Origin of the sequence: Nonomuraea sp. NPDC050547, from assembly GCF_044457345.1 — a bacterium.
GTDB lineage: Bacteria > Actinomycetota > Actinomycetes > Streptosporangiales > Streptosporangiaceae > Nonomuraea.
This window is the reverse complement of sequence record NZ_JBITGW010000005.1, coordinates 459347-479306: the sequence shown is the minus strand read 5'-3', so window position 1 is coordinate 479306 and position 19960 is coordinate 459347. Positions and strand designations below refer to the sequence as shown.

The window sequence follows — 19960 nt, the reverse complement described above, 5'->3', positions numbered from 1 at the left end:
ACCACTTTACGATCGCATGACCCCGAGCACCCGATGTTCAAGGCACGGAAGAGTCTTCCTCATCGCGGCCGTCGCCTCCAGGTCGGCCTCGACGAGCTGGACTCCTGACGCACTGCCCAGATCCGCCCGGACCACGCCCAGCGGGTCGACGAGCATGCTGCGGCCGACGCCGAAACCGTCACTCGACTCGGCCGGGTTGGGCGCCTGGCCGACGGCGGCGGTCCACATGGTGTTCTCCAGCGCGCGGGCGCGCACCAGCGTGATCCAGTGATCCTCCTTCAGCGGGCCCGACCCCCAGGCGGCGATCACCGCGAACATCTCCGCGCCCTGGTCCACCAGCGCGCGGGTCAGCTCGGGGAAACGTACGTCGTAGCAGGTGACGAGCCCGATCCTGAGCCCCGCCAGCTCGACCACGGCCGGTTCGGCGCCCGGCTCGACCAGCTCCGACTCCTTGGCGCCGAAGGAGTCGAACAGGTGGATCTTCCGGTACGCGGCCTGGATCTCGCCGCGGGCGTCGAGGGCGACGGCGGTGTTGTACACGCGATCCTCGCCGGGCTCGAACACGCCGGCGATCACCGCGGTGCCGTGGGCGCGGGCCGCCTCGGCCACGCCGGTCACGAACGGCCCGTCGAGCGGCTCGGCCAGGTCGGTGATGCGCTTGCCGTAGCGGGTGAGCGTCGCCTCCGGGAAGATGGCCAGGTCGGCGCCTTCGGCCTCGGCCAGGGCCTGCCGTACCCGCTGGAGGTTGACGGTGGGATCAGGGGACACCGGGATCTGACAGAGGGCGATTCTGGTCACGCCTCGACTCTAGACCGTTGGGCACCCGGCGGAACCAGGTCAGGCACCGCCAAATCCACTCCAGCGGCCCGTAGCGGTGGCGGGTCAGCCACCATCGGCTGAAGACCGCCTGGACGGCCACCGTCGCCCCCGCCACGACCAGCACCCACCAGCCGTCGGTCACCGGACCGGTCAGGAAGATGACCAGCGTGCCGGAGACGTAGTTGGTCAGCGCCAGCCTGCCCATCGGCTCCAGCACCGCCGACAGCCAAGGCCGCAGGACCAGCAGCAGGCCGGTCCCGTAGGCGAGCCCGCCGGTCACCGCGCCCAGCGTGTAGTAGGCCGGGATCTCGCTGGAGTAGTAGAAGACCGTCAGCGCCAGCGAGGCCACCGCGCCGACGGCGAAGAACGGCAGGAGCAGCCGCCGGTCCGGCTTGAGCTGGATCAGCGCCATCCCGACCAGGAACAGGCCCGGGATGATCAATGTGCCGCCGCCCTGCCACACGCCCCAGCCGAGCGCCGCCAGCCCGAGCACCAGCACCGGGTAGCCCGGGGCCAGGAACGAGGCGGGCAGCAGCACGGCCGCGCCGAACGCGGCGTAGTCGGTCAGCACCTCACCCTCGTAGAAGGTGTGCTGGACCAGCCCGAACATCAGCAGGAAGAACAACCTGCGCAGCAGCACCACGCGTGAACCGCTGCGCAGGAACAGCACGAAGCTCATGCCGAACAGCAGCGAGAAGATCGGGTAGAAGCGGCCCTGGAAGGCCGACTCCATGACGGCGTCCAGCGGCTGCTGGGGTGGTTCGTGCGGGGCGTGCTGCCAGGTGTTGACCAGCATGATGCCGCACACCGCGAAGCCGCGGAGCGCGTCGAGCTCTCTGATGCGCGTTACAGGAACCAGGCGAACCACCATACGAGGAACCCGCCGCCCACCACGAGGGCGACCAGGTGCGGCCACAGTCTTCCTGCCGGTTTCGCCTCGATGGCCCACACCGCCGCCGCCACGCTCAGGGCCACGGCGCCCACGGCCAGCCAGCCGTACACCTCGACCGAGGCCGGCACGCCGACGGCCAGGGCGGTCTCGTTGGTGGTGAGCAGGCCGTACACCGACTGCACGGTCAGCCCGGCCGCCGCGAGACCGGTCAGCCCCGCGAACGCGCTCAGCCCCCGCCCCCGCACCCCGCCGCCGACCAGCTGCACGAGCGCGACCAGCGCGAACAGCACCAGCGGCACGGCCAGCCACGGCGCGAGCATGATCTGGTACGGCGCGCCCGTCACCAGCATCGACCCCGGGGCGAACCGCTCAAGCGCCGCCCGGCTCGGGACACACGGCTGGCTCCAGGAGCCCGGGGCCGCGACGAACGCCGCGATCGTCTGGCGGCCGCAGGTGGTGGCCATGGCCAGGAAGACCGCGTGACCCACACCCGCGAACTCGACGAACGTGGCGCCGGGCAACTCGGCGGCGGCCGGCTTGCTGGTCCTGGTCGGCGTCGTGGGATCGAACTGCCCACCCAGCACCAGCACCGGCACCCCCTCGACACCCCGAGGGGCACCCGCGCCGAGTTGCCCGACACCCACTCCGTCACGCCCGACACCCGCACCGCGTTGCCCGACACCCGCCCCATCACGCCCGGCATCCACCCCGTGTTGCCCGGCGTCCGCTCCGTCTCGCCTGACACCCGCATGGTGTTGCCCGGCACCCGTGCTGTGTTGCCCGGCATCCGCGCCGGGTCGCTCGGTCGCCGTGTGCGCCTGCCGGACGCCCGCGTGCGCAGCCGCGGTGCCGGGTTGGGCAATGCCCGTGTTCACCCGCGCGCCTGTGTCCACCCGTGCGCCTGTGGTGCCCTGGCGGGCGCGCGGGTCCGATCCTGTGGCCGCCGGGTCCGCCTGGCCGGGGCCCGCGTTGTCCTGTCCGTCGCCTGGGCCGGTCCGCTCCGGGGTCGCGCCCTCGGCGCCGGTGCCCGCTTGCGGAGTTGGGGGAGAGAGAGGCAGGTTCCAGGCTTGGCAGACGGCCTTGTCATTGGTCACGGTGAAAAGTCGCGAAGAATCGGGAAATGTCGCCTCATCCTGGCATTGGACGGCGTGATACAGACCGAACTCGTGCGACGTCAACCCCCCGCCCACCGCGTCGGCCAGCGGCCGCAGCAGTTCCTCCCGCCCCGAGGCCAGCGCGTCGATCAGCGCAGGGGCCACCGCCACCAGCTCCGACTCGTGCAAGGCCTCGGCCAGGACGGTCGCCACGTCGTCGCCGCTCATCCGCGCCGTGAACGGCTCGCCGAGCAGCGGATCGGTCGTCGGCACCAGGGCGGGAGCGCGGTTGTAGCGCTCCACCATCGCCTCGAACCGGTCCTTCACCCCCAGCGCCGTCACCGTGTCGGCCAGGTTGCGGTCGGCGTCGCGGTACCAGTCGACCTTCTCCGGCAGGTAGGAGTCGAGGATCATCGCCCGCACCCCGTCCGGGTCGGCCTTGGCCGCCTCCACCATGACCCGCGTGGAGTAGCTGACCCCGAACAGGTTCCAGGCGGGGTAGCCGAGCTTCTTGCGCAGGTCGACCACGTCCGCGACGATCTCGCGCGTGGTGTAGCCGCGCAGGTCGACCCCGCGCTCGGCCAGCCGCTTGCGACACGCGACCGCGCCGGCGGCCACGCCCGCCGCCCCGGTCTCCGGGCGGCGCAGCCGGTCGAGCATGGCCTCGACCGTCTCCGGGCAGGTCAGCCGGGGCACGGAGTACTTGCCGCCGCGTTGCTCGATCGTGACGATGTCGCGGTCGGGGAACAACTGGGTCAGGAACCCGGTCAGCTGCAACGACGACGAGGCGGGCCCGCCGCCCATGTAGACGACCGGGTCGGGCTTGCGGGCGGGATCCTGCGAGCGGTGCACGGCGTACCCGACCTTGACGGTACGGCCGGGCGCGTTCCTTCGCTCGGGGACCTCGAGGAACCCGCAGGTGGTGCCGGTGGGAACGGGGACGGGACAGGCGTCGGCGGCCCGGACGGCGGCGGCCGGAGGGGGGACGCTCAGAGCGAGCGCGATCACGACCCTGATGATCACAGGTCGAGCCTAATAGTCTGGGGCCGTGACGGAACCCCTTGTATCCAGGATGCGCGCCTTCGGCACGACGATCTTCGCCGAGATGAGCGCGCTGGCCGTGCGGACCGGCTCGATCAACCTCGGCCAGGGCTTTCCCGACACCGACGGCCCGGCGGCGATGCTCGACCGGGCGGTGGAGGCGATCACGGCGGGCGCGAACCAGTATCCGCCGGGCCCCGGCGTGCCCGATCTGCGGCACGCGGTCAGCGAGCACCGCTCGGCCCACTACGGCCTCGACTACGACCCCGACGGCGAGGTGCTGGTGACGGTCGGCGCCACGGAGGCGATCGCGGCGAGCGTCCTGGCGCTGTGCGAGGCGGGGGACGAGGTGATCGCGTTCGAGCCCTACTACGACTCCTACGCCGCCTCGATCGCGCTGTCCGGAGCCCGGCTGGTGGCGGTCACGCTGCGCCCGGCCGACGGCCGTTTCACCTTCGACCCGGACGAGCTGCGCGCAGCCGTCACCCCCCGTACCCGCGCCATCCTGGTCAACTCCCCCCACAACCCGACCGGGACCGTCTTCACCCGCGCCGAACTGGCCGTCATCGCCGAGCTCTGCCAGGAACGCGACCTGATCGCGATCACCGACGAGGTCTACGAGCACCTGACCTTCGACGGCGTCGAGCACATCCCGCTGGCCACCTTCCCCGGCATGCGCGAACGCACCGTGATGATCTCCTCGGCGGGCAAGACGTTCTCGGTCACCGGCTGGAAGACCGGCTGGGTGTGCGCGCCGCCTTCGCTGGTCGGCGCGGTGCAGACGGTCAAGCAGTTCCTCACGTTCACGGCGAGCGCGCCGTGGCAGCTCGCCGTCACCTACGGCCTGCGGCACGAGCTCGACTGGGTGGCGGCGCTGCGCTCCGGGCTCCAAGACAAGCGCGACCGGCTGATGGAGGGGCTGACCTCGGCGGGCTTCGAGGTGTTCCGGCCGGCGGGCACGTACTTCGTGCAGACCGACATCCGGCCGCTGGGCTTCACCGACGGCCTGGAGCTGACCCGCCAACTGCCGTCGCTGGCGGGCGTGGTGGCCATCCCGACCCAGGTGTTCTACGACCATCCGGAGCGTGGCGCGCACTTCGTCCGGTTCGCCTTCTGCAAGAAGGACGAGGTCATCGACGAGGCGGTGGCCAGGCTCAAGCGCCTGCCGTGAACCCGCGGGTCAGGTGACGATCTTGACGGGTAGCCGGCGCTGCCTCACCGCGCTCCTGACCGCCTTGGCGAGCTGCGCGTACTCCGCCGCCCGTGCCGACGATCCCCGGTAGGCCAGGCCGATCGTGCGGCCCGGCGCCGGGGCGGCGAAGCGGCGCAGCGCCAGCCGTACCCTCTTGCCCGTCTCCACGGGCACGGCCGACTCGGGCAGCAGCGTCACGCCGAGCCCGCCCGCGACGAGCTGCACGAGTGTGGGCAGGCTGGTGGCGTAGGTGGTGGCGGTGGCGCGCGCGCCGACCTCCCTGCAGACGTCTATGGCCTGCTCGCGCAGGCAGTGGCCCTGGTTGAGCAGCACGATGTCGAGGCCCTTCAGCGCCGCGCGGCCGAGCGGCTCCTCGCTCGCGGCGAGCGGATGATCCTCCGGTACGGCCAGCAGGAAGTCCTCGTCGTAAAGCGGCTCCTCGACCAGCCCGTTCACCTCGGTGGGCAACGCGAGCAGCACCATGTCGAGCCGCCCCTCGCGTACCTCTTCCAGGATCGTCTCGGTCCTGGCCTCGTGCACGGTGAGCTTGAGGTGGGGGAAGCGCCTGGCGAACATCGGCAGCAGCGCGGGCAGCACGTACGGCGCGACGGTCGGGATGACGCCGAGGTGGGCGGGCCCGCGGAAGGGTTCGCGGTTCTGGGCCACCTCGCCCATGAGGTCGTCGACGGCGGCCAGGACGCGCCGCGCGTGCCCGGTCAGGCGTTCTCCGGCGGGGGTGAGCAGCACCTTGCGGGTGGTCCGCTCTACCAGCTGCTGGTCCAAAACCTCCTCCAAAGCGGCGATATTTCCGGACAAAGCGGGTTGGCTGATCCGAAGCGTGCTGGCCGCCTCCCTGAAGTGGAGATGCTCGGCCACGGCCAGGAACGCGCGCAGCTGAGCCAGGGTCGGCATGGGCTCACTGATAGGGAACACCTCTCAGATTGGTCTGACTGAGCGATTTCTCAGATCAATGTTACGTGCGGGACGCTAGGGCCCCTGACCTTCACCTTCATCCAAGGAGACACGCACTTGCTCACCGTCGGTGACCACTTCCCCGAGTACGAACTCACCGCCTGCGTCGACCTCGACCCCGAGAAGGCGTTCGCGGAGATCAACCACAAGACCTACGAGGGCAAGTGGCGCGTGGTGTTCTTCTGGCCGAAGGACTTCACCTTCGTCTGCCCGACCGAGATCGCCGAGTTCGGCCGGCTCAACGAGGAGTTCGCCGACCGTGACGCCCAGGTCCTGGGCGTGTCCGTGGACTCCGAGTTCGTGCACCACGCCTGGCGCAAGGACCACGAGGACCTTCGCGACCTGCCGTTCCCGATGCTGAGCGACATCAGGCGCGAGCTCTCCGCCGACCTCGGCATCCTCGGCTCCGACGGCGTCGCCCAGCGCGCCACCTTCATCGTGGACCCGAACAACGAGATCCAGTTCACGATGGTGACCGCGGGCTCGGTCGGCCGCAACGTCAAGGAGGTCCTGCGGGTCCTGGACGCGCTGCAGTCCGACGAGCTGTGCCCGTGCAACTGGAACAAGGGCGAGCGGGGCCTCGACGCCAAGGCGCTGCTGGGCGCATGAGTATCGCCGCGCTGAAGGAAGCCCTGCCGGCCTACGCCAAGGACATCAAGCTCAACCTGGGCTCGGTCACGACCACCTCGTCGCTGACCGACCAGCAGCTGTGGGGGGCGATGCTGGCGTGCGCGCTGGCCGCCCGGTCCGGCCGGGTCATCGCCGAGGTCTCGGAAGAGGCCGCGCGGAACCTGCCGGAGGAGGCGTTCACGGCCGCCAAGGCCGCCGCCTCCATCATGGCGATGAACAACGTGTACTACCGGGCCACGCACCTCATCGGTGACGAGACCTACGGCACGCTGCCTGCCAAGCTCCGGATGACCGTCATCGGCAACCCGGGCGTGGACCAGGCCGACTTCGAGCTGTGGTGCCTGGCCGTGTCCGCGATCAACGGCTGCGGCCGCTGCCTGGAGTCGCACGAGCAGGTGCTGCGCGGCTCCGGCCTGCCCCGCGAGCAGATCCAGGAGGCTCTGCGCGTGGCCGCGGTGGTGGCCGCCGTCGCCGCGACGCTTGAGGCCGAGGCGGCGCTGGTCGCCGTCTGACCTCCCCGCTTCACGAACGGGACGTCCGCGACGGGCGTCCCGTTCTCGCTTGACCGTGGGACGGTCCTGGGCTTCGGCGTTCCCGCAGGAACACCTTCTCGCACCGGGGAGCGTGCCGGATCGTCGCCTCACCCGCGAGATGAACGTCCGGTGGGAGCGCGGTGAATTATCCAGGGCGGTTGGATAATGCCTCTTCTCCGCCAGAGGGGACGCTCCCTACGCTGCCGAACATGTCTAGACAATTAACGTCATTGTGGCAAGCCATCGTGCTGCTCTTGGCGGTCGCGGCAGGGGTGGCGCTGTGCGCAGGCCCGGCCTCCGCGCACCTGACCCGGCAGCACGCGGAACTCGTCGTGGCCACCTCGGAAGGGGTGACCAGCGGACGGCTGATCGTCCACCGCGACGTCGTCAGCCCGGAAGGCGCGGGCGCGTGGGCCTCCGCGCTGCTCCCCACGCCCTGCCCGGTCAGCGCCCACGGCGTCTCGGGTGACGGCGGCGGGGTGCCCGGGGGAGTGGTGGTCGAGCTGGCCTGGTCGTGCGCGGTGGACACGCTTGACCTGGCGCCCCTGCTGGACCGGGGCGGGTTCACCGAGGTGATCGCCGAGTTCGACGGCACGGCGGCCAACGTGAACGCCGCCGCGCCGGTGATCGACGTGACCGGCGCGCACGCTCCGGTCCGCGCGGTGTGGCCGGTCGTCGTGGGCGTGCTGGCCGCTTTGGCGATGCTGGCGCTCCTGGTGGTGGTACCGCTGCGCCGTACCGGAAGGGGCGCCACGGCGGCCACCGGACGGGGAGCCACGGCGGGCACCGGACGGCGGACGTGGCGGAGCAGGGCGGCGATCGCGCTCGCCGTGAGCGTCGCGGTCCTCGCCCCGCAGGCGGCCATCGCCGCGAGCCCCGAGCCCGCCGCCAACCGGCCCGCCGCCGAGACGCGCGCCGCCGAGCCGCCCGCTGCCGAGACGACGGCCGGGGAGACGCCCGACGGGGAGACGACGGCCGGGGAGACGCCCGACGGGGAGACGGCGGCGCCGGAAGGCACCGCGCAGGCCACGCCCACGCCGAGCCCAAGCCCGAGCCCGGACGGCGCGGACGCGGCGGCCGGGACGCTCAAGATGACCACGACCGACCCCAAGGCCGGTCAGCCGGTGACCTTCAGCTACTCCACGGACAGGGTGAACGCCCTGAACTGGATCGGCGTCTACGGACCTGGCGAGAAGCCGGGCGTCGTGGCCTCGCGCGTGTGGGTGCGGGCGCCGCAGGGTTCCGGCACGGTCTCGATCCCCACCACCGCGCTCGGTGAGGGCTCCTGGACCGCCTACCTCATGTTCAACGACGGCTACGAGTCGCTGAGCGACCCGGCGACGTTCACGCTGGCCGGGGCGAGCGCCGACATCGTCACCGTCACCGGCACGGTGTTCAAGGACGGGAACGGCAACGGCGCCAAGGACCGCGGCGAAGCGGGCTTCCCCCGCGTGTCCGTGACCGACGGCGCCACCTGGGCGACGACCGCGGCGGACGGCACCTACAGCATCCAGGTCGACCGCAACCGCCGCGAGACCGACATGGTCTACGTCGTCTCCCCCGACGGCTACCAGCCGGTGCTGCGCGAGGACTACATCCCGCGCTTCTTCCGCCAGCTGGACAGGCAGACCGGCGTCGACTTCGCCCTGGTGCCCACCAAGGCGGCGGCCGACCCGAAGGAGAAGTGGCTCATGGTCTCCGACGTCGAGGTGGGCAACCGCACCGACGAGGAGTACCAGAACGCGGCCCCGCGCTGGACCGGCCAGGTCAAGGCGATGTCCGAGGTGGACGGCGCCACGCTGACCATCACCACCGGCGACCTGACCGTCACCGACTACGCCGACGCCGCCCGCCGCCAGGGCGGCTACGACCTGCTCAGGAACGGCCTGCGCGACGGCAAGCTGGGGCACCCGTTCTACCCGGTGATCGGCAACCACGACGTGGGTGGCACCGCCACCTCCGTCGGGTACGGCGGCAGCCTGGAGTTCTGGCGGCGCAACGTCGGCCCCGAGTGGTACAGCTTCGACCGCGACGGACGGCACGTCGTCGTGCTGGAGGACAACTACGACACCCGCGGCCTGGCCCCGCAGCTGCAGTGGCTGCGCGAGGACCTGCGCAGGCACGCGGTGGGCAAGCAGGTGTTCGTGTTCGCGCACCGGTCGCTGTTCACCCGCTGGGGTCCGGGCGCCGGGATGCAGCCGACGGTGGACGAGCTGGCCAAGTACGACGTGCGGATGTTCGCCGCCGGGCACAACCAGCAGGCCGAGTACCGGCGGGGCGCGTTCGCCCGTTCCGTCGAGGTCAACAACATGGGCACGTACGGCATCGACGCCGCCCGGCCCGACTACAAGATCCTCGACTTCAGTGCGATCACCGGCAGGGACAAGGGCTACGTCACCGGCGTGCACCGCCAGTTCGGCGTCAACGACGACGTCTCGCTGGTGAGCCCGGCGACCGGCAGCGTCCACGGCAAGAAGGCGGGCGTACCGCTGGAGATCTACGCCGAGGACGACGGCCGCACCCCGTCCAGGGCGGAGCTGACCGTCCGCGCCAAGAACGGCAGGACCGTCTGGGAGCGGGAGCGTCTGCGCTTCGGGGAGGAGACCCGGCCGAGCGGCATCGTCAACTGCTACAAGGGCGAGTCCTGTCCGCGGGCGCACGTGTCGTGGACGCGGGTCAGTGACCGGATCACCGGCCTGCATCCGGGCTCGTACACGGCCGAGCTGACCGTCAGGGACAGCGAGGGCAAGCCGTTCCCGAAGGTGCGCACCACGTTCGAGGTGCGGCCGGACTCCCGTGTCTCGCGGCCGGAGCCCAAGGGCGACTGGCTGCGGCAGGGCGGCGACGAGCAGGGCCGCTCGGCCTCCACCGGCAACCCGGGCGCCGCCCTGGATCTGCGGTGGGCGGCGAACACGGGTGAGCAGTTCCACCTCAACGGGGCCGCCGTCTCGGGTGGCAGGGTGATCGTGGCCTCGCAGGCGTTCGCCTCGCCGTACAGCATGATGCTGGCCTACGACGCGCGCACCGGACGCGAGCTGTGGCGCACCTACCTCGACGGCGACGCCGAGTCCTTCCCGACCGTGCACGGCGGCAAGGTCTACCTGACGACCGGCGTCGGGCGCGTCTACGCGCTGGACGAGCGCACCGGCAGGGTGGCGTGGGAGACGATCGACGCCGAAGAGGTCAAGCAGGGCACCGTGCGGCGTTACGGCCGTGCGGGCGGGCCGGTCAGCGTGTTCGACCTGCCCGGCGGCCGCGCGGTCGCCGTCTACCACGAGTGGGACGGGGTGCGCTGCCGCGACGCCCGTACCGGCGAGCGGCTGCCCGGCGGCTTCAACGCGCCGGTCGCGTGGGGCGAGTTCCACAGCACGGCGATCAGGAAGCCCGGCTCGACCACCGCGTGGCTGCACTCGGGCTCCAGCCAGTCGCTGATCTCGATGGATCTGGCCACGTGCAAGCAGCTGTCCAGCGTGGACACCGGGGGCGACATCTTCTCGCAGTCCTCGCCGGTGTTCAGCGAGTCCGGGCTGGTGACGACGACCGCCACCGGCACGCGCGGGCACGGCGCCGACGGCGCGGTGCGCTGGCACGCCAAGGTGGGCACGGCCGCGGTCTGCGAGTACGGCCCGCCGCCCGTGACCAGCCCGGCGACCTGGGGCGACCTCGCCTATGTCGCGAGTCAGGACGGCATGGTCCGCGCCTACGACAGCGCGACCGGCAAGACGCTGTGGGAGACCCCCACCGGCTACCTGCCGGGCGAGAGCCCGATGGAGGACCCGTGGCGTTCCGGCACCTCGTGCAAGGCCAACGGTCCCGGCTCGCCGGCGGCGCACGCCCTGGTCACCGAGACCACGGTCTACGCCGGCACCTGGGACGGCCGGGTCGTGGCCCTGGACCGGGCGACGGGACGGCACCTGGCCGCCTACGACCTGGGCGGCGGGGTCGCCTCGGCGCTGTCGGTGAGCGGGAACACGGTGTTCGCGCTGACCGACGACGGGTCGTTGCACGCGCTGGCGGCTAGATGACCAAGGGATTGGCTCGCCTGCTCGCGGTCGCGGGCGCGGTGGCGCTGATCCTGCTGGGGGCGGCGGGTCCGGGGTGGGCACACCCCTTCGGCCCGCCGCCCGTGGCGAAGATCCGCGCCGACGGCCCGGCGGTCGAGATCACCTGGTCGGCGGCGGCCGACGACATCGCCGCGCTGACCAAGGCCGTCCCCGCCCTCGACGGATATTTCCGGCGTGGGGTCACGGTGCGGCAGGGCGCGGCGGACTGCCCGGTGACCGAGGTCCGCACCGGGGCGCTGGCCACGACCGGCGCCGTGCTGCGTTTCCGCTGCCCGCGGGCGGCCGACGAGCTGCGCGTGAGCGTGACGTTGCTGCACGACCTCAACGTCGCCTACCGCACGGTGTCGGTCACGCCGTCGGGCTCGGGCGCGCTGCACACCGCCGACGAGCCCGCCCATCCGGTACGGCTCAGCGGCACCGCAGCCACCACCACCTCCACGTCGTTCACCACGGACCTGCCGTCGCTGATCGACCGGTTCCTGCCGCTGGCGCTGCTGGTGGCCCTGGTGGCGGGGGCGGCCCACGCCTGCGCCCCCGGGCACGGCAAGACGCTGACCGCCGGTTACCTGCTCGGCGGCCAGGCCCGGCCCATGGACGCGGTGCGGCTGGGCGGCGTCGTGGCGCTCATGCACACGGTGTCGGTGGCGGTCCTGGCGGTGGTGTGGTGGCTGGCCGTGGACAACGCGCCCGACCTGGGCGCGGTGACCCGCTGGCTGCAGCTGGCCGGGGCGGCGGCGGTCCTGGCGGTGGGCGGCGGTCTGGTGCACCGCCACCTGCGCGGCCAGGGCCACGGTCACGGTCATGGACACGGTCATGGTCATGGTCATGGACACGGCCACGGTCATGGGCACGGGCATGAGGGGTCGCTGCTCACCCGGCGCGGGCTGGTCACGCTGGGGGTCTCCGGCGGTCTGCTGCCCTCGCCGTCGGCCTTTCTCCTGCTGCTGACCGGCCTGCTGTCCGGCCGGGCGTTCGTCGCGCTCGTGCTGGTCGCCGCCTTCGGCGTGGGCATGGCGCTCACCTTGTCGGCGGTCGGGCTGGCCGTTCTGCGTGGGAGTGATCTTCTGGGTGCCGTGACCAGGCACCGCTGGACCCGCCACCTTCCCCTCGCCGCGGCGCTGCTGGTGCTGGCCGGCGGGATGGGCAGCACGGCCCTGGCCGCGGTGGAGCTGGTCAGGGCTGGGTGAAGTCCAGCGGGGGCAGCGCGGCCGTGGCCTCCTCGTTGCTGATGCCGGTGGCCTGGAGCAGGTCGACCACGATCGAACGCAACTGGGCGAGTATCACGTCGGCGGAGAAGCCCAGCCGTTCCGGACGCTGGCGGGCGGCCACGGCGAGCAGGGCCTGCCGGGCGAGCTGGGGTTCGCGGCCCGCTCCGAGCTCCAGTTGCAGGAGCAGGGCCGCCTCGGAGACCTCGCGCAGCGAAGTGGCCAGCGTGGTCGGCGGCGGCGACGCCTCGCCGAGCGCGGCCAGCGTGCGGCGGGCCAGCACGCGGGAGTTGCGCAGCGCGAGGTCCACGGGCACCGCGGCGCTCTCGTAGCGGCTCAGGCGGGCGCGGCGGTGCCAGTGCAGCGGCGAGATCGTGGCGATCTCCCGGCTGGTCTCCAGCGCCTGCTCGAACTCCTCGATCACCGCCTGGGTGCCGCGCGCCTCCTCCAGCGCCTCCGCGGCCAGGTCCGCGTCCCGCTTCTCGATCGCCTCCGCGCACTTCTCCAGCACCGTGGACAGCGCGTCGAGCACTCCCGAGGCGTGCTTGGCGGCGATGGCGAAGGGGCTGGCGGGCAGCAGCGCGACGGCCGCGATGCCGACGACGCCGCCGGTGAGCGCGTCGAGCATGCGGTCCAGGCCGCCGGTGTCGCCGGGCGGCAGCAGGGTGGCGACCAGCACGGCCGACGAACCGGCCTGCGCGACGAACAGCGCGCCGCTGTTGAGCAGCACCGCCGCCGACATGGCGAGGCCGACGACCAGCGCGATCTGCCACGGTCCCGAGCCGATCGAGGCGACGAGCAGGTCGCCCACGCCGACGCCGAGGCTGACGCCGACGACCAGTTCGATCACCCGGCGCAGCCGCTGCCCGAGCCCGACGCCGACGCAGATGAGCACGGCGATGGGCGCGAAGAACGGGCGGGCGTGGCCGAGGAGCTGGGTGGCGATCACCCACGCCAGCGCCGCGCCGACCGAGCACTGCGCCACCGAGGGAGCCATCAGCCCGAACGTGCGCAGCCGTTCCCGCATGTGCTCGCCGAGCTTCGTACCCACTCTCCCTACCTTCGCGGATCTTTGTGACATTAGGGTCACGCCTGATCAGCCCATTCTGGACAGCATCTCCGCGGTGACCTCGTGTTCCAGCGGCCGGTCCGCGGCGAAGCGGGCGATCTCGCCGATCACGATGTCGCCGAGCCGCCGGTAGCACTCCTCGGTGCCGGCCGCCCGGTGGGGGGTGAGCAGGACGTTCGGCAGCCGCCGGTACGGATGGCCGGTGGGCAGCGGCTCCTCGTCGAACACGTCGAGCGCCGCGTCGAGCCGCCCGGTACGCAGCTCCGCCAGCAGCGCCTCCTGGTCCACCAGCCACGAGCGCGCCGTGTTGACCAGCATGGCGCCGTCCGGCATCAACGCCAGCTCGCGCGCGCCGATCATGTGCCTGGTCTCGGGCAGCACCGGCGCGTGCAGCGCCACGACCCGGCTCGTGGACAGCAGCTCGTCCAGGCCGACCGAGCCCTCGTGGTACGGATCGTGCACCGCCACCTCGGCGCCCAGGGCGCGTACCAGCTCGATGTAGGCCCGGCCGGTGCGCGACGCGCCGACCACCCCGATCCGGCAGCCCAGGATCTCGTGCCGGGGCGGCGCCTGGGAGGCGGCGGCCCATTCTGCGCCGGAGCGCAGCGCGTGGTCGAAGCGCTGGATCCGGTACAGCAACGCCAGCGTGAACGCCAGCGACGCCTCCGCCACCGACCTGGCCATACCCGCGCCCGCCTGGGTGACCCGGACGCCGCGGGCCCACGACTCGCCGGTCACGAACGGTTTCACGGTCGCGCCCGTGTGGGCCAGCAGCCGCAGCTCGGGGGCCAGGTCGAGCAGCTCACGTCCGAGCGCGGGCGCCCCCCAGCTGGTCACCAGCACCCGCGTGCCGGGCAACGCTGCGGGCAGGCCGGCGTGGTCGTCCACCAGCCGGACGTCGCCGAGTGCGAGCAGCCGGTCGAGGTCGGGGAAGAACTGGGTCCGAAGGGCCGGGGAAGCGCTTACCGTGATCCGCATGCCTCAGCACTCTACGATCAGGCGTCCAGGAACTCCTCGACGGCCTCCAGGAAGGCGGCGCGCGCGTCCCGGTGGATCAGGTGGCCGACGTCGATCGTGACCAGCTCGGCGCCCGGAATGAGCTCGGCCACGGGCTCCGCCCTGATCTGGCTGCTCGGCCCGCCCGACAGCACCAGCGCCGGCACGGCCAGCCGGGTGAGCCCCTCGGCCCACGCCGGGTCCGGGTCCACGAACTGCCGCTCGGTCTGGAACACCATCTCCCAGTCGAACCCGGTGGAGTCGTCGCGGACGAGCGCGGCCCGCCCGGTCATGGGCAGGGGCGCGCCCGGATCCTCCAGCACGAGGCGCTCCACGAGCTCGGGACGGCGCATCGCCAGGTGGAAGGCGACCATCGCGCCCAGAGAGTGCCCCACGATCACGGCCCCGCGGCCGTCGAGCAGAGCGGCGACGTCGTCGGCCATGTCCGGCAGCGCGTAGCCGCCCGGGTACGCGCTGCCGCCATGCCCGCGCAGGTCGGGTGCCAGCACGTGGTAACGCCTGGCGAAGTGCTGGATGATGCCGTTCCAGTCGTTGTGGTTGGCGGTCCTGCCGTGGAGCAGCACCATGAGGGGAGCGTCGGCCGGGCCTTCCTCCCGATAGACGATGGTCAACCCGTTCGCCGTGGTCTCACGCATCATGCGGTGACTCTACCGACGCCTGCTCCCGCACGATCTCCATGGCCAGACGCTGGTCCTCCAGAGCCTCCTCCCACCGGCCGAGCAGGGTGAGCGCCCTGCTCCGCCCGGCCAGCGCCACCTCGTAGCGGGGCACCAGGCCGCTCGCCCGGGAGAAGTCGGCCAGGGCCCGCTCGTACTCCGCGCGCTTCAGCCGGATGCTGCCCCGCCTGCACAGCGCCCAGGCGTAGCGCGGGGCCAGTTCGATGGCGCGGTCGAGGTCGGCCAGGGCCTCCTCGGTCCGGCCGAGCGCCTCGTGGCTGTCGCCGCGCGAGGCGATGGCCCAGGCGTTGCCCGGCTCGAACTCCACGGCCCGCGACAGGTCGGCGACCGCCTCCGCGTGGCGGCCGAGGTCCTGGTGGACGACGCCGCGGTGGGCCAGGGCCCAGGCGTCGTCCGGCTCCAGCGCGACCGCGCGGTCCAGGTCGGCCAGGGCGGCGTCCGGATCGTTCATGAGCCAGCGGGCCCGCCCCCGCACGGTCAGCGCGAGCACGTCGTCGGGCACCAGCGCCAGCGCCCGGCCGAGGTCGGCCAGCGCGTCCGCGCGACGCTCGCGCGTCAGGTGGATGAACGCCCGGTGGGTCAGCGCCGCGCAGGAGGAGGGGTCGAGCTCGATGGCCAGGTCGAGGTCGGCCAGAGCTTCCTCCAGCCGCTCGCGCAGCAGGTAGAACCGGCCACGCGCCTTCAGCGCGCCCGCGTCGCGCGGCTCGGCCGCGATCAGCAGGTCGAGTGCCTGGCGGGCCTCTTCATGGCGCTCCAGGGACTCCAGGGTGTAGGCCCTGCCGAGGGAGACGAGCCGGTTCTCCGGCGCGAGCTCCAGCGCCCGGTCGAAGCAGGCCAGCGCCTCGTCGTGGCGGCGGGCGAGCCGTAAGGTCTCGGCCCGTCCGGCCAGCGCCTTGGCGTGGGCGGGGTCGAGCTCGATCGCGCGGTCGTAGTCGGCCAGGGCCTGCTCGTAGCGTCCCGCGTAGCGGTGTTCGCGCCCGCGTAGCCGGTGGACGTGCTTGCGCTGTTCGGCGGGCAGCTCCCGGCGGCGCAGCAGCAGGTCGGCGAAGGCGCTCAGGTCGCAGCCCTCCGGCACGCTGTCCCGCAGTTCCCGCCCCAGCGCGGCCAGCCGGGCCGCGTCGGCGTCCACCCCGGCGGCCGCGATGGTCTCGGCCCACCGGCGCGCCTGCGGAACGCCGTGCGCGCACGCCGCCACCCCCACGGTCAGCAGGCCGGGCAGCGCGGCGGCCGGGGCGGCGCAGGCGCGGTGGTAGCACTCCTCCAGCAGCCAGCCCTCCGCCCGCTCGTCGCCCCACGCCTCCTCCATCGGCACGGTGCGCCGCTCGCGGTAGACGGCGGCCAGCTTGACGTGCAGCTCCGACCAGCGCTGCGGGGAACGGCTGCGGCTGAGGCCGATCATCGGGCGGCGCACGGTGTCGTGGTAGCGGCAGGTGCCGCCCTGGCGGGTCAGGAAGTCCTGGGCGTGCAGCCACGTGTACAGCTCGGCGGCGTTCTCGCCGGTCAGCGCCGCCACGATGTCCTCATCCAGGCGGCGCGGCAGCGCGGCGTCCAGGACGAGGGCGCGCCTGGCCGGGTCCCGTTCCCACTTCAGGAAGCGTTCGACCAGACCGCTCGACGGGTCGAGGCGCGCCTCGGCCTCCGCGCCGGGACACTCCCCGCCGGGCCGGTGCCGGCGGCTGAGCATGGCGACGGCCAGGGGCAGGCCGCCGCTCTCGTGGCAGATGGCCCCGACGGTCGGCTCGTCCACGACGTCGAGCTGCGCCAGGAACTGCCTGACCTCGACCTCGGTGAACGGCATGAGCGGCATCTCGGCCACGACGCCCAAATAGGGGTCCCAGCGGATCGGGTCGAGCGGGCGGCGTCCGGCGATGGTGATGATCAGGTCGGCGGGGGCCTCGCCGTACCGGCCGGTGAAGACGGCGCGCAGCCAGTCGTCCAGGTAGGCGTCCGTGACCTCGTAGGCGTCCAGGAACAGCGCCAGCGGGCGGCGCAGTTCGCGCAGGCCCTCCAGGAAGGCGGGGGTGAGCTCGCCGGTGGGCGGGCGGCCGCGCAGCTTGTCGGCGGTGGCCAGGCGCAGCTGGTTGACCCGCTCGGGGTCGACCGCCTTGGTGATCAGCTCGGCCCCGGGGACGAGCGTGTTCACCACGCCGGTGGTCAGCTCCGTGGCGGTCCTGGTGAGGGTGCCGGCCACGTCGGCGGCGGGCGGCTCGCCCTCGGTCCCGCGCTTGCGCCGGGCGGCGTGCTGCTGGGTGAAGCGCCTGAGCTTCGCGTCCTGCTCCTCCAGCTGTACGGCCAGCGCCGCCATGACCTCCACGGCGTCGTAACAGCTCTCGTCGGCCCCGGCGGTCAGCCAGCCGTGTTCGGCGGCGACCTCGCGCAACCGGCCGAGCAGGGAGGTCTTGCCCACGCCACCGGCGCCGTGGATGGAGAACAGCAGCCTGCGCTCTCCGGGCGGGCGGGTGATGTTCGCCCGGAAATGGGCGAGTTCGCCGTCTCTGCCGATGAAGTCGGCTTTCTGGCGGCGGCGTACGAGGTCCTGGAACGAACGAGGAGTGTCCGCCATGCCGTACATCTCATCACGACGTCGGCAGACATTGCCCATGAACGGTGAGGAGCCGCTCGGCTAGCGTCGCCTGCGTGGGGGAACGGCTACTCATCGCACTCGGCGGCAACGCCATGACCGCCCCGGACGGCAGCGCGGCGCCCGATCACCAGCGCGCGGCGGTCGAGGAGGCGATGCGGCACGTGCGCACGCTGATGGAGGCCGGCCACCGGGTGATCCTCACCCACGGCAACGGTCCCCAGGTGGGCAACCTGCTGCTGAAGAACCAGCTGGCCGCGGCCGTGGTGCCGCCCGTGCCGCTGGACTGGTGCGGCGCGCAGACCCAGGCCACGATCGGCACCCTGATCATGAACGCGCTCGGCCCCCGCGTCGCCACCGTCGTCACCCGTACGCTGGTCGACCCCGCCGACCCGGGCTTCACCGAGCCCGTCAAGCCCATCGGCCGCTACTTCACCGAGGACGAGGCGCGGCGCTTCGAGAAGCTCGGCCAGACGTGGCGCGGCTTCACCCGGGGGTGGCGCCGGGTCGTGGCCTCGCCGGAACCGCTCGAGATCCTCGACGCGGGCGCGGTGACCACGCTCATGGACGCCGGGTTCACGGTCGTGGCCGCGGGCGGCGGGGGAGTGCCGGTGGCACGGCAGCCGGACGGCGCCCTGACCGGCGTCGAGGCGGTGATCGACAAGGATCTGGCGGCGGCGCTGCTGGCGCGGGCCGTACGGGCGAAGGTGCTGATCATCGCGACGGACGTGCCCCACGCCATGATCGGGTACGGCGGGCCCGACCCGCGCCCGATCGGCCGGATTTCCGTGCCGGAGTTGCGTGTCCTGCACGCCGCCGGGCACTTCGCCGGGGGGAGCATGGGACCGAAGGTGGAGGCGGCGCTGCGCTTCGTCGCGGCGGGCGGGGAACGAGCGGTCATCACCTCGCTCCCCGAGATCGCCGCCGCCCTGGACGGAGATGTCGGTACACAAGTGGAGAAGGGGCAATAGATGCCGGACCCGATCGAGGTACGCAAAGTGCCGATCGAGAGCGTGACGGACGCCTCCGGGCTCGAACGGCTGATCGCGGACGGGGTGATCGAGGCGCCCCGGGTGCTCGCGGTGGTCGGCAAGACCGAGGGCAACGGCGGCGTGAACGACTACACCCGGATCCTGGCCGACCGGGCCTTCCGCGAGGTGCTGGAAAGGCACGGGCACCCGGCGCCGGACTCGGTGCCGCTGGTGTGGTCGGGCGGCACCGACGGGGTGCTGAGCCCGCACGCCACGATCTTCGCCACGACCGCGGCCGCGCCCGCCTCCGACGAGCCGCGCCTGTCGGTGGGCGTGGCCATGAGCGAGGTGATCCTGCCCGAGGACATCGGCCGCCCGGCCATGGTGGAGAAGGTCGCGGCGGGCGTACGCGAGGCCATGAAGATCGCCGGCATCGACGACCCGGCGGACGTCCACTACGTGCAGACCAAGACGCCGCTGCTGACGCTGGCCACGATCACCGACGCCAAGAGCCGCGGCCAGGACACCGCGATCGAGGAGACGGGCCCGTCCATGGACCTGTCGAACGCCACCACGGCCCTCGGCGTCGCGGTGGCGCTGGGCGAGATCGAGATGCCCTCGGAGGAGCAGATCTTCCGCGACCTGTCGCTCTACAGCAGCGTCGCCTCCTGCTCGTCGGGTGTGGAGCTGGACCGGGCGCAGATCGTGCTCGTGGGCAACGTACGCGGCGTCGGCGGGCGCTACCGCATCGGGCACAGCGTCATGAAGGACGCCCTCGACGCCGACGGCATCTGGGCGGCCATCCGCGACAGCGGCCTCGACCTGCCCGAGCGGCCGCATCCGTCGGACCTGGGCGAGCGGCTGGTCAACGTCTTCATGAAGTGCGAGGCCGACCCTTCCGGCCGGGTGCGCGGGCGGCGCAACATCATGCTCGACGACTCCGACGTGCACTGGCACCGGCAGATCAAGGCGACCGTGGGCGGTGTGGCGGCGGCGGTGACGGGCGATCCGGCGGTGTTCGTCTCGGTGGCCGCGGTGCACCAGGGCCCCTCGGGCGGCGGCCCGGTGGCCGCCATCGCCGACCTGGGCTGATCTTCCCGGTACCCACCACGTTTTCATCGCTCAGGGACGCAAGCGTGCACGAATCTTGGGGTCGTCCCTCCATCTGGTCAGCATTCTCACACCTGACCGGAAGGAGCACCC

At 72.4% G+C, this 19960-nt stretch carries 15 protein-coding genes; 7 read left to right on the top strand and 8 right to left on the bottom strand.

From position 1 onward, the window contains the following. Window positions 1–6: 6 nt before the first annotated feature. From ACIBHY_RS15935 to ACIBHY_RS15925, 3 genes are read right to left on the bottom strand one after another with little or no spacing between them, the layout of a single operon-like run. A complete protein-coding gene (locus ACIBHY_RS15935) occupies window positions 7–798 on the bottom strand; it encodes a carbon-nitrogen hydrolase family protein (RefSeq protein WP_397242737.1) in 792 nt (263 codons plus the stop codon). Further along, the gene (locus tag ACIBHY_RS15930; protein WP_397242739.1) at window positions 758–1690 is read right to left on the bottom strand and encodes a DUF418 domain-containing protein; all 933 of its coding nucleotides are present in this window, start codon (window positions 1688–1690) and stop codon (window positions 758–760) included. Before ACIBHY_RS15930 ends, ACIBHY_RS15935 begins: the two co-directional genes overlap by 41 nt. Next, window positions 1666–3828, bottom strand: coding sequence for an alpha/beta fold hydrolase (locus ACIBHY_RS15925; RefSeq protein WP_397307005.1), 2163 nt, complete (start codon window positions 3826–3828; stop codon window positions 1666–1668). The genes ACIBHY_RS15930 and ACIBHY_RS15925 overlap by 25 nt, the downstream gene beginning before the upstream one ends. 25 nt (window positions 3829–3853) lie before the next feature. On the opposite strand from ACIBHY_RS15925, the gene ACIBHY_RS15920 reads away from it, so the two are divergent. Further along, a complete protein-coding gene (locus ACIBHY_RS15920) occupies window positions 3854–5017 on the top strand; it encodes a pyridoxal phosphate-dependent aminotransferase (protein WP_397242743.1) in 1164 nt (387 codons plus the stop codon). A gap of 9 nt (window positions 5018–5026) precedes the next feature. Here the strand turns inward: ACIBHY_RS15920 and ACIBHY_RS15915 are convergent, their stop codons facing one another. Further along, window positions 5027–5950 carry a LysR substrate-binding domain-containing protein gene (locus ACIBHY_RS15915; protein ID WP_379635007.1) on the bottom strand — a complete coding sequence of 308 codons (924 nt, stop codon included), beginning with the start codon at window positions 5948–5950 and terminating at the stop codon, window positions 5027–5029. Between the two features lie 117 nt (window positions 5951–6067). On the opposite strand from ACIBHY_RS15915, the gene ACIBHY_RS15910 reads away from it, so the two are divergent. The 4 genes from ACIBHY_RS15910 (at window position 6068) to ACIBHY_RS15895 (ending at window position 12424) form a co-directional block, all read left to right on the top strand. Continuing rightward, window positions 6068–6619: a peroxiredoxin gene (locus ACIBHY_RS15910; protein WP_397242745.1), complete on the top strand. Its 552-nt coding sequence runs from the start codon at window positions 6068–6070 to the stop codon at window positions 6617–6619. Further along, window positions 6616–7152: a carboxymuconolactone decarboxylase family protein gene (locus tag ACIBHY_RS15905; RefSeq protein WP_397242747.1), complete on the top strand. Its 537-nt coding sequence runs from the start codon at window positions 6616–6618 to the stop codon at window positions 7150–7152. Before ACIBHY_RS15910 ends, ACIBHY_RS15905 begins: the two co-directional genes overlap by 4 nt. Window positions 7153–7382: 230 nt before the next feature. Then, on the top strand, window positions 7383–11198 hold the full coding sequence (locus tag ACIBHY_RS15900; RefSeq protein WP_397307004.1) for a PQQ-binding-like beta-propeller repeat protein: 3816 nt from the start codon (window positions 7383–7385) through the stop codon (window positions 11196–11198). Continuing rightward, window positions 11195–12424, top strand: coding sequence for a hypothetical protein (locus tag ACIBHY_RS15895; protein WP_397307003.1), 1230 nt, complete (start codon window positions 11195–11197; stop codon window positions 12422–12424). Before ACIBHY_RS15900 ends, ACIBHY_RS15895 begins: the two co-directional genes overlap by 4 nt. Here the strand turns inward: ACIBHY_RS15895 and ACIBHY_RS15890 are convergent. Genes ACIBHY_RS15890 through ACIBHY_RS15875 form a run of 4 tightly spaced genes read right to left on the bottom strand, consistent with a single transcriptional unit; the run spans window position 12411 to window position 17768 of the window. Continuing rightward, window positions 12411–13493: an aromatic acid exporter family protein gene (locus tag ACIBHY_RS15890; RefSeq protein ID WP_397242753.1), complete on the bottom strand. Its 1083-nt coding sequence runs from the start codon at window positions 13491–13493 to the stop codon at window positions 12411–12413. The genes ACIBHY_RS15895 and ACIBHY_RS15890 overlap by 14 nt on opposite strands. Window positions 13494–13538: 45 nt before the next feature. After that, entirely contained in the window at window positions 13539–14489 is a 951-nt protein-coding gene (locus ACIBHY_RS15885; RefSeq protein WP_397242755.1) for a hydroxyacid dehydrogenase, read from the bottom strand. 17 nt (window positions 14490–14506) lie between these two features. Continuing rightward, the gene (locus tag ACIBHY_RS15880) at window positions 14507–15166 is read right to left on the bottom strand and encodes an alpha/beta fold hydrolase (protein ID WP_397307002.1); all 660 of its coding nucleotides are present in this window, start codon (window positions 15164–15166) and stop codon (window positions 14507–14509) included. After that, the gene (locus tag ACIBHY_RS15875; protein ID WP_397307001.1) at window positions 15156–17768 is read right to left on the bottom strand and encodes a tetratricopeptide repeat protein; all 2613 of its coding nucleotides are present in this window, start codon (window positions 17766–17768) and stop codon (window positions 15156–15158) included. Before ACIBHY_RS15875 ends, ACIBHY_RS15880 begins: the two co-directional genes overlap by 11 nt. A gap of 74 nt (window positions 17769–17842) precedes the next feature. On the opposite strand from ACIBHY_RS15875, the gene ACIBHY_RS15870 reads away from it, so the two are divergent. Together ACIBHY_RS15870 and ACIBHY_RS15865 are read left to right on the top strand one after the other, a co-directional pair. Next, complete coding sequence (locus ACIBHY_RS15870) at window positions 17843–18757, top strand: carbamate kinase (RefSeq protein ID WP_397307000.1); 915 nt, start codon at window positions 17843–17845, stop codon at window positions 18755–18757. Beyond that, on the top strand, window positions 18758–19849 hold the full coding sequence (locus ACIBHY_RS15865) for a ring-opening amidohydrolase (protein WP_397242764.1): 1092 nt from the start codon (window positions 18758–18760) through the stop codon (window positions 19847–19849). Window positions 19850–19960: the final 111 nt, after the last annotated feature.

Bases quoted from the DNA above. Each gene is read 5' to 3' on its own strand.
- ACIBHY_RS15885 (WP_397242755.1), bottom strand. From the start codon at position 14,489: ATGCGGATCACGGTAAGCGCTTCCCCGGCCCTTCGGACCCAGTTCTTC.
- ACIBHY_RS15875 (WP_397307001.1), bottom strand. From the start codon at position 17,768: ATGGCGGACACTCCTCGTTCGTTCCAGGACCTCGTACGCCGCCGCCAG.
- ACIBHY_RS15895 (WP_397307003.1), top strand. From the start codon at position 11,195: ATGACCAAGGGATTGGCTCGCCTGCTCGCGGTCGCGGGCGCGGTGGCG.
- ACIBHY_RS15865 (WP_397242764.1), top strand. From the start codon at position 18,758: ATGCCGGACCCGATCGAGGTACGCAAAGTGCCGATCGAGAGCGTGACG.
- ACIBHY_RS15915 (WP_379635007.1), bottom strand. From the start codon at position 5,950: ATGCCGACCCTGGCTCAGCTGCGCGCGTTCCTGGCCGTGGCCGAGCAT.
- ACIBHY_RS15930 (WP_397242739.1), bottom strand. From the start codon at position 1,690: ATGGTGGTTCGCCTGGTTCCTGTAACGCGCATCAGAGAGCTCGACGCG.
- ACIBHY_RS15905 (WP_397242747.1), top strand. From the start codon at position 6,616: ATGAGTATCGCCGCGCTGAAGGAAGCCCTGCCGGCCTACGCCAAGGAC.
- ACIBHY_RS15880 (WP_397307002.1), bottom strand. From the start codon at position 15,166: ATGATGCGTGAGACCACGGCGAACGGGTTGACCATCGTCTATCGGGAG.
- ACIBHY_RS15900 (WP_397307004.1), top strand. From the start codon at position 7,383: ATGTCTAGACAATTAACGTCATTGTGGCAAGCCATCGTGCTGCTCTTG.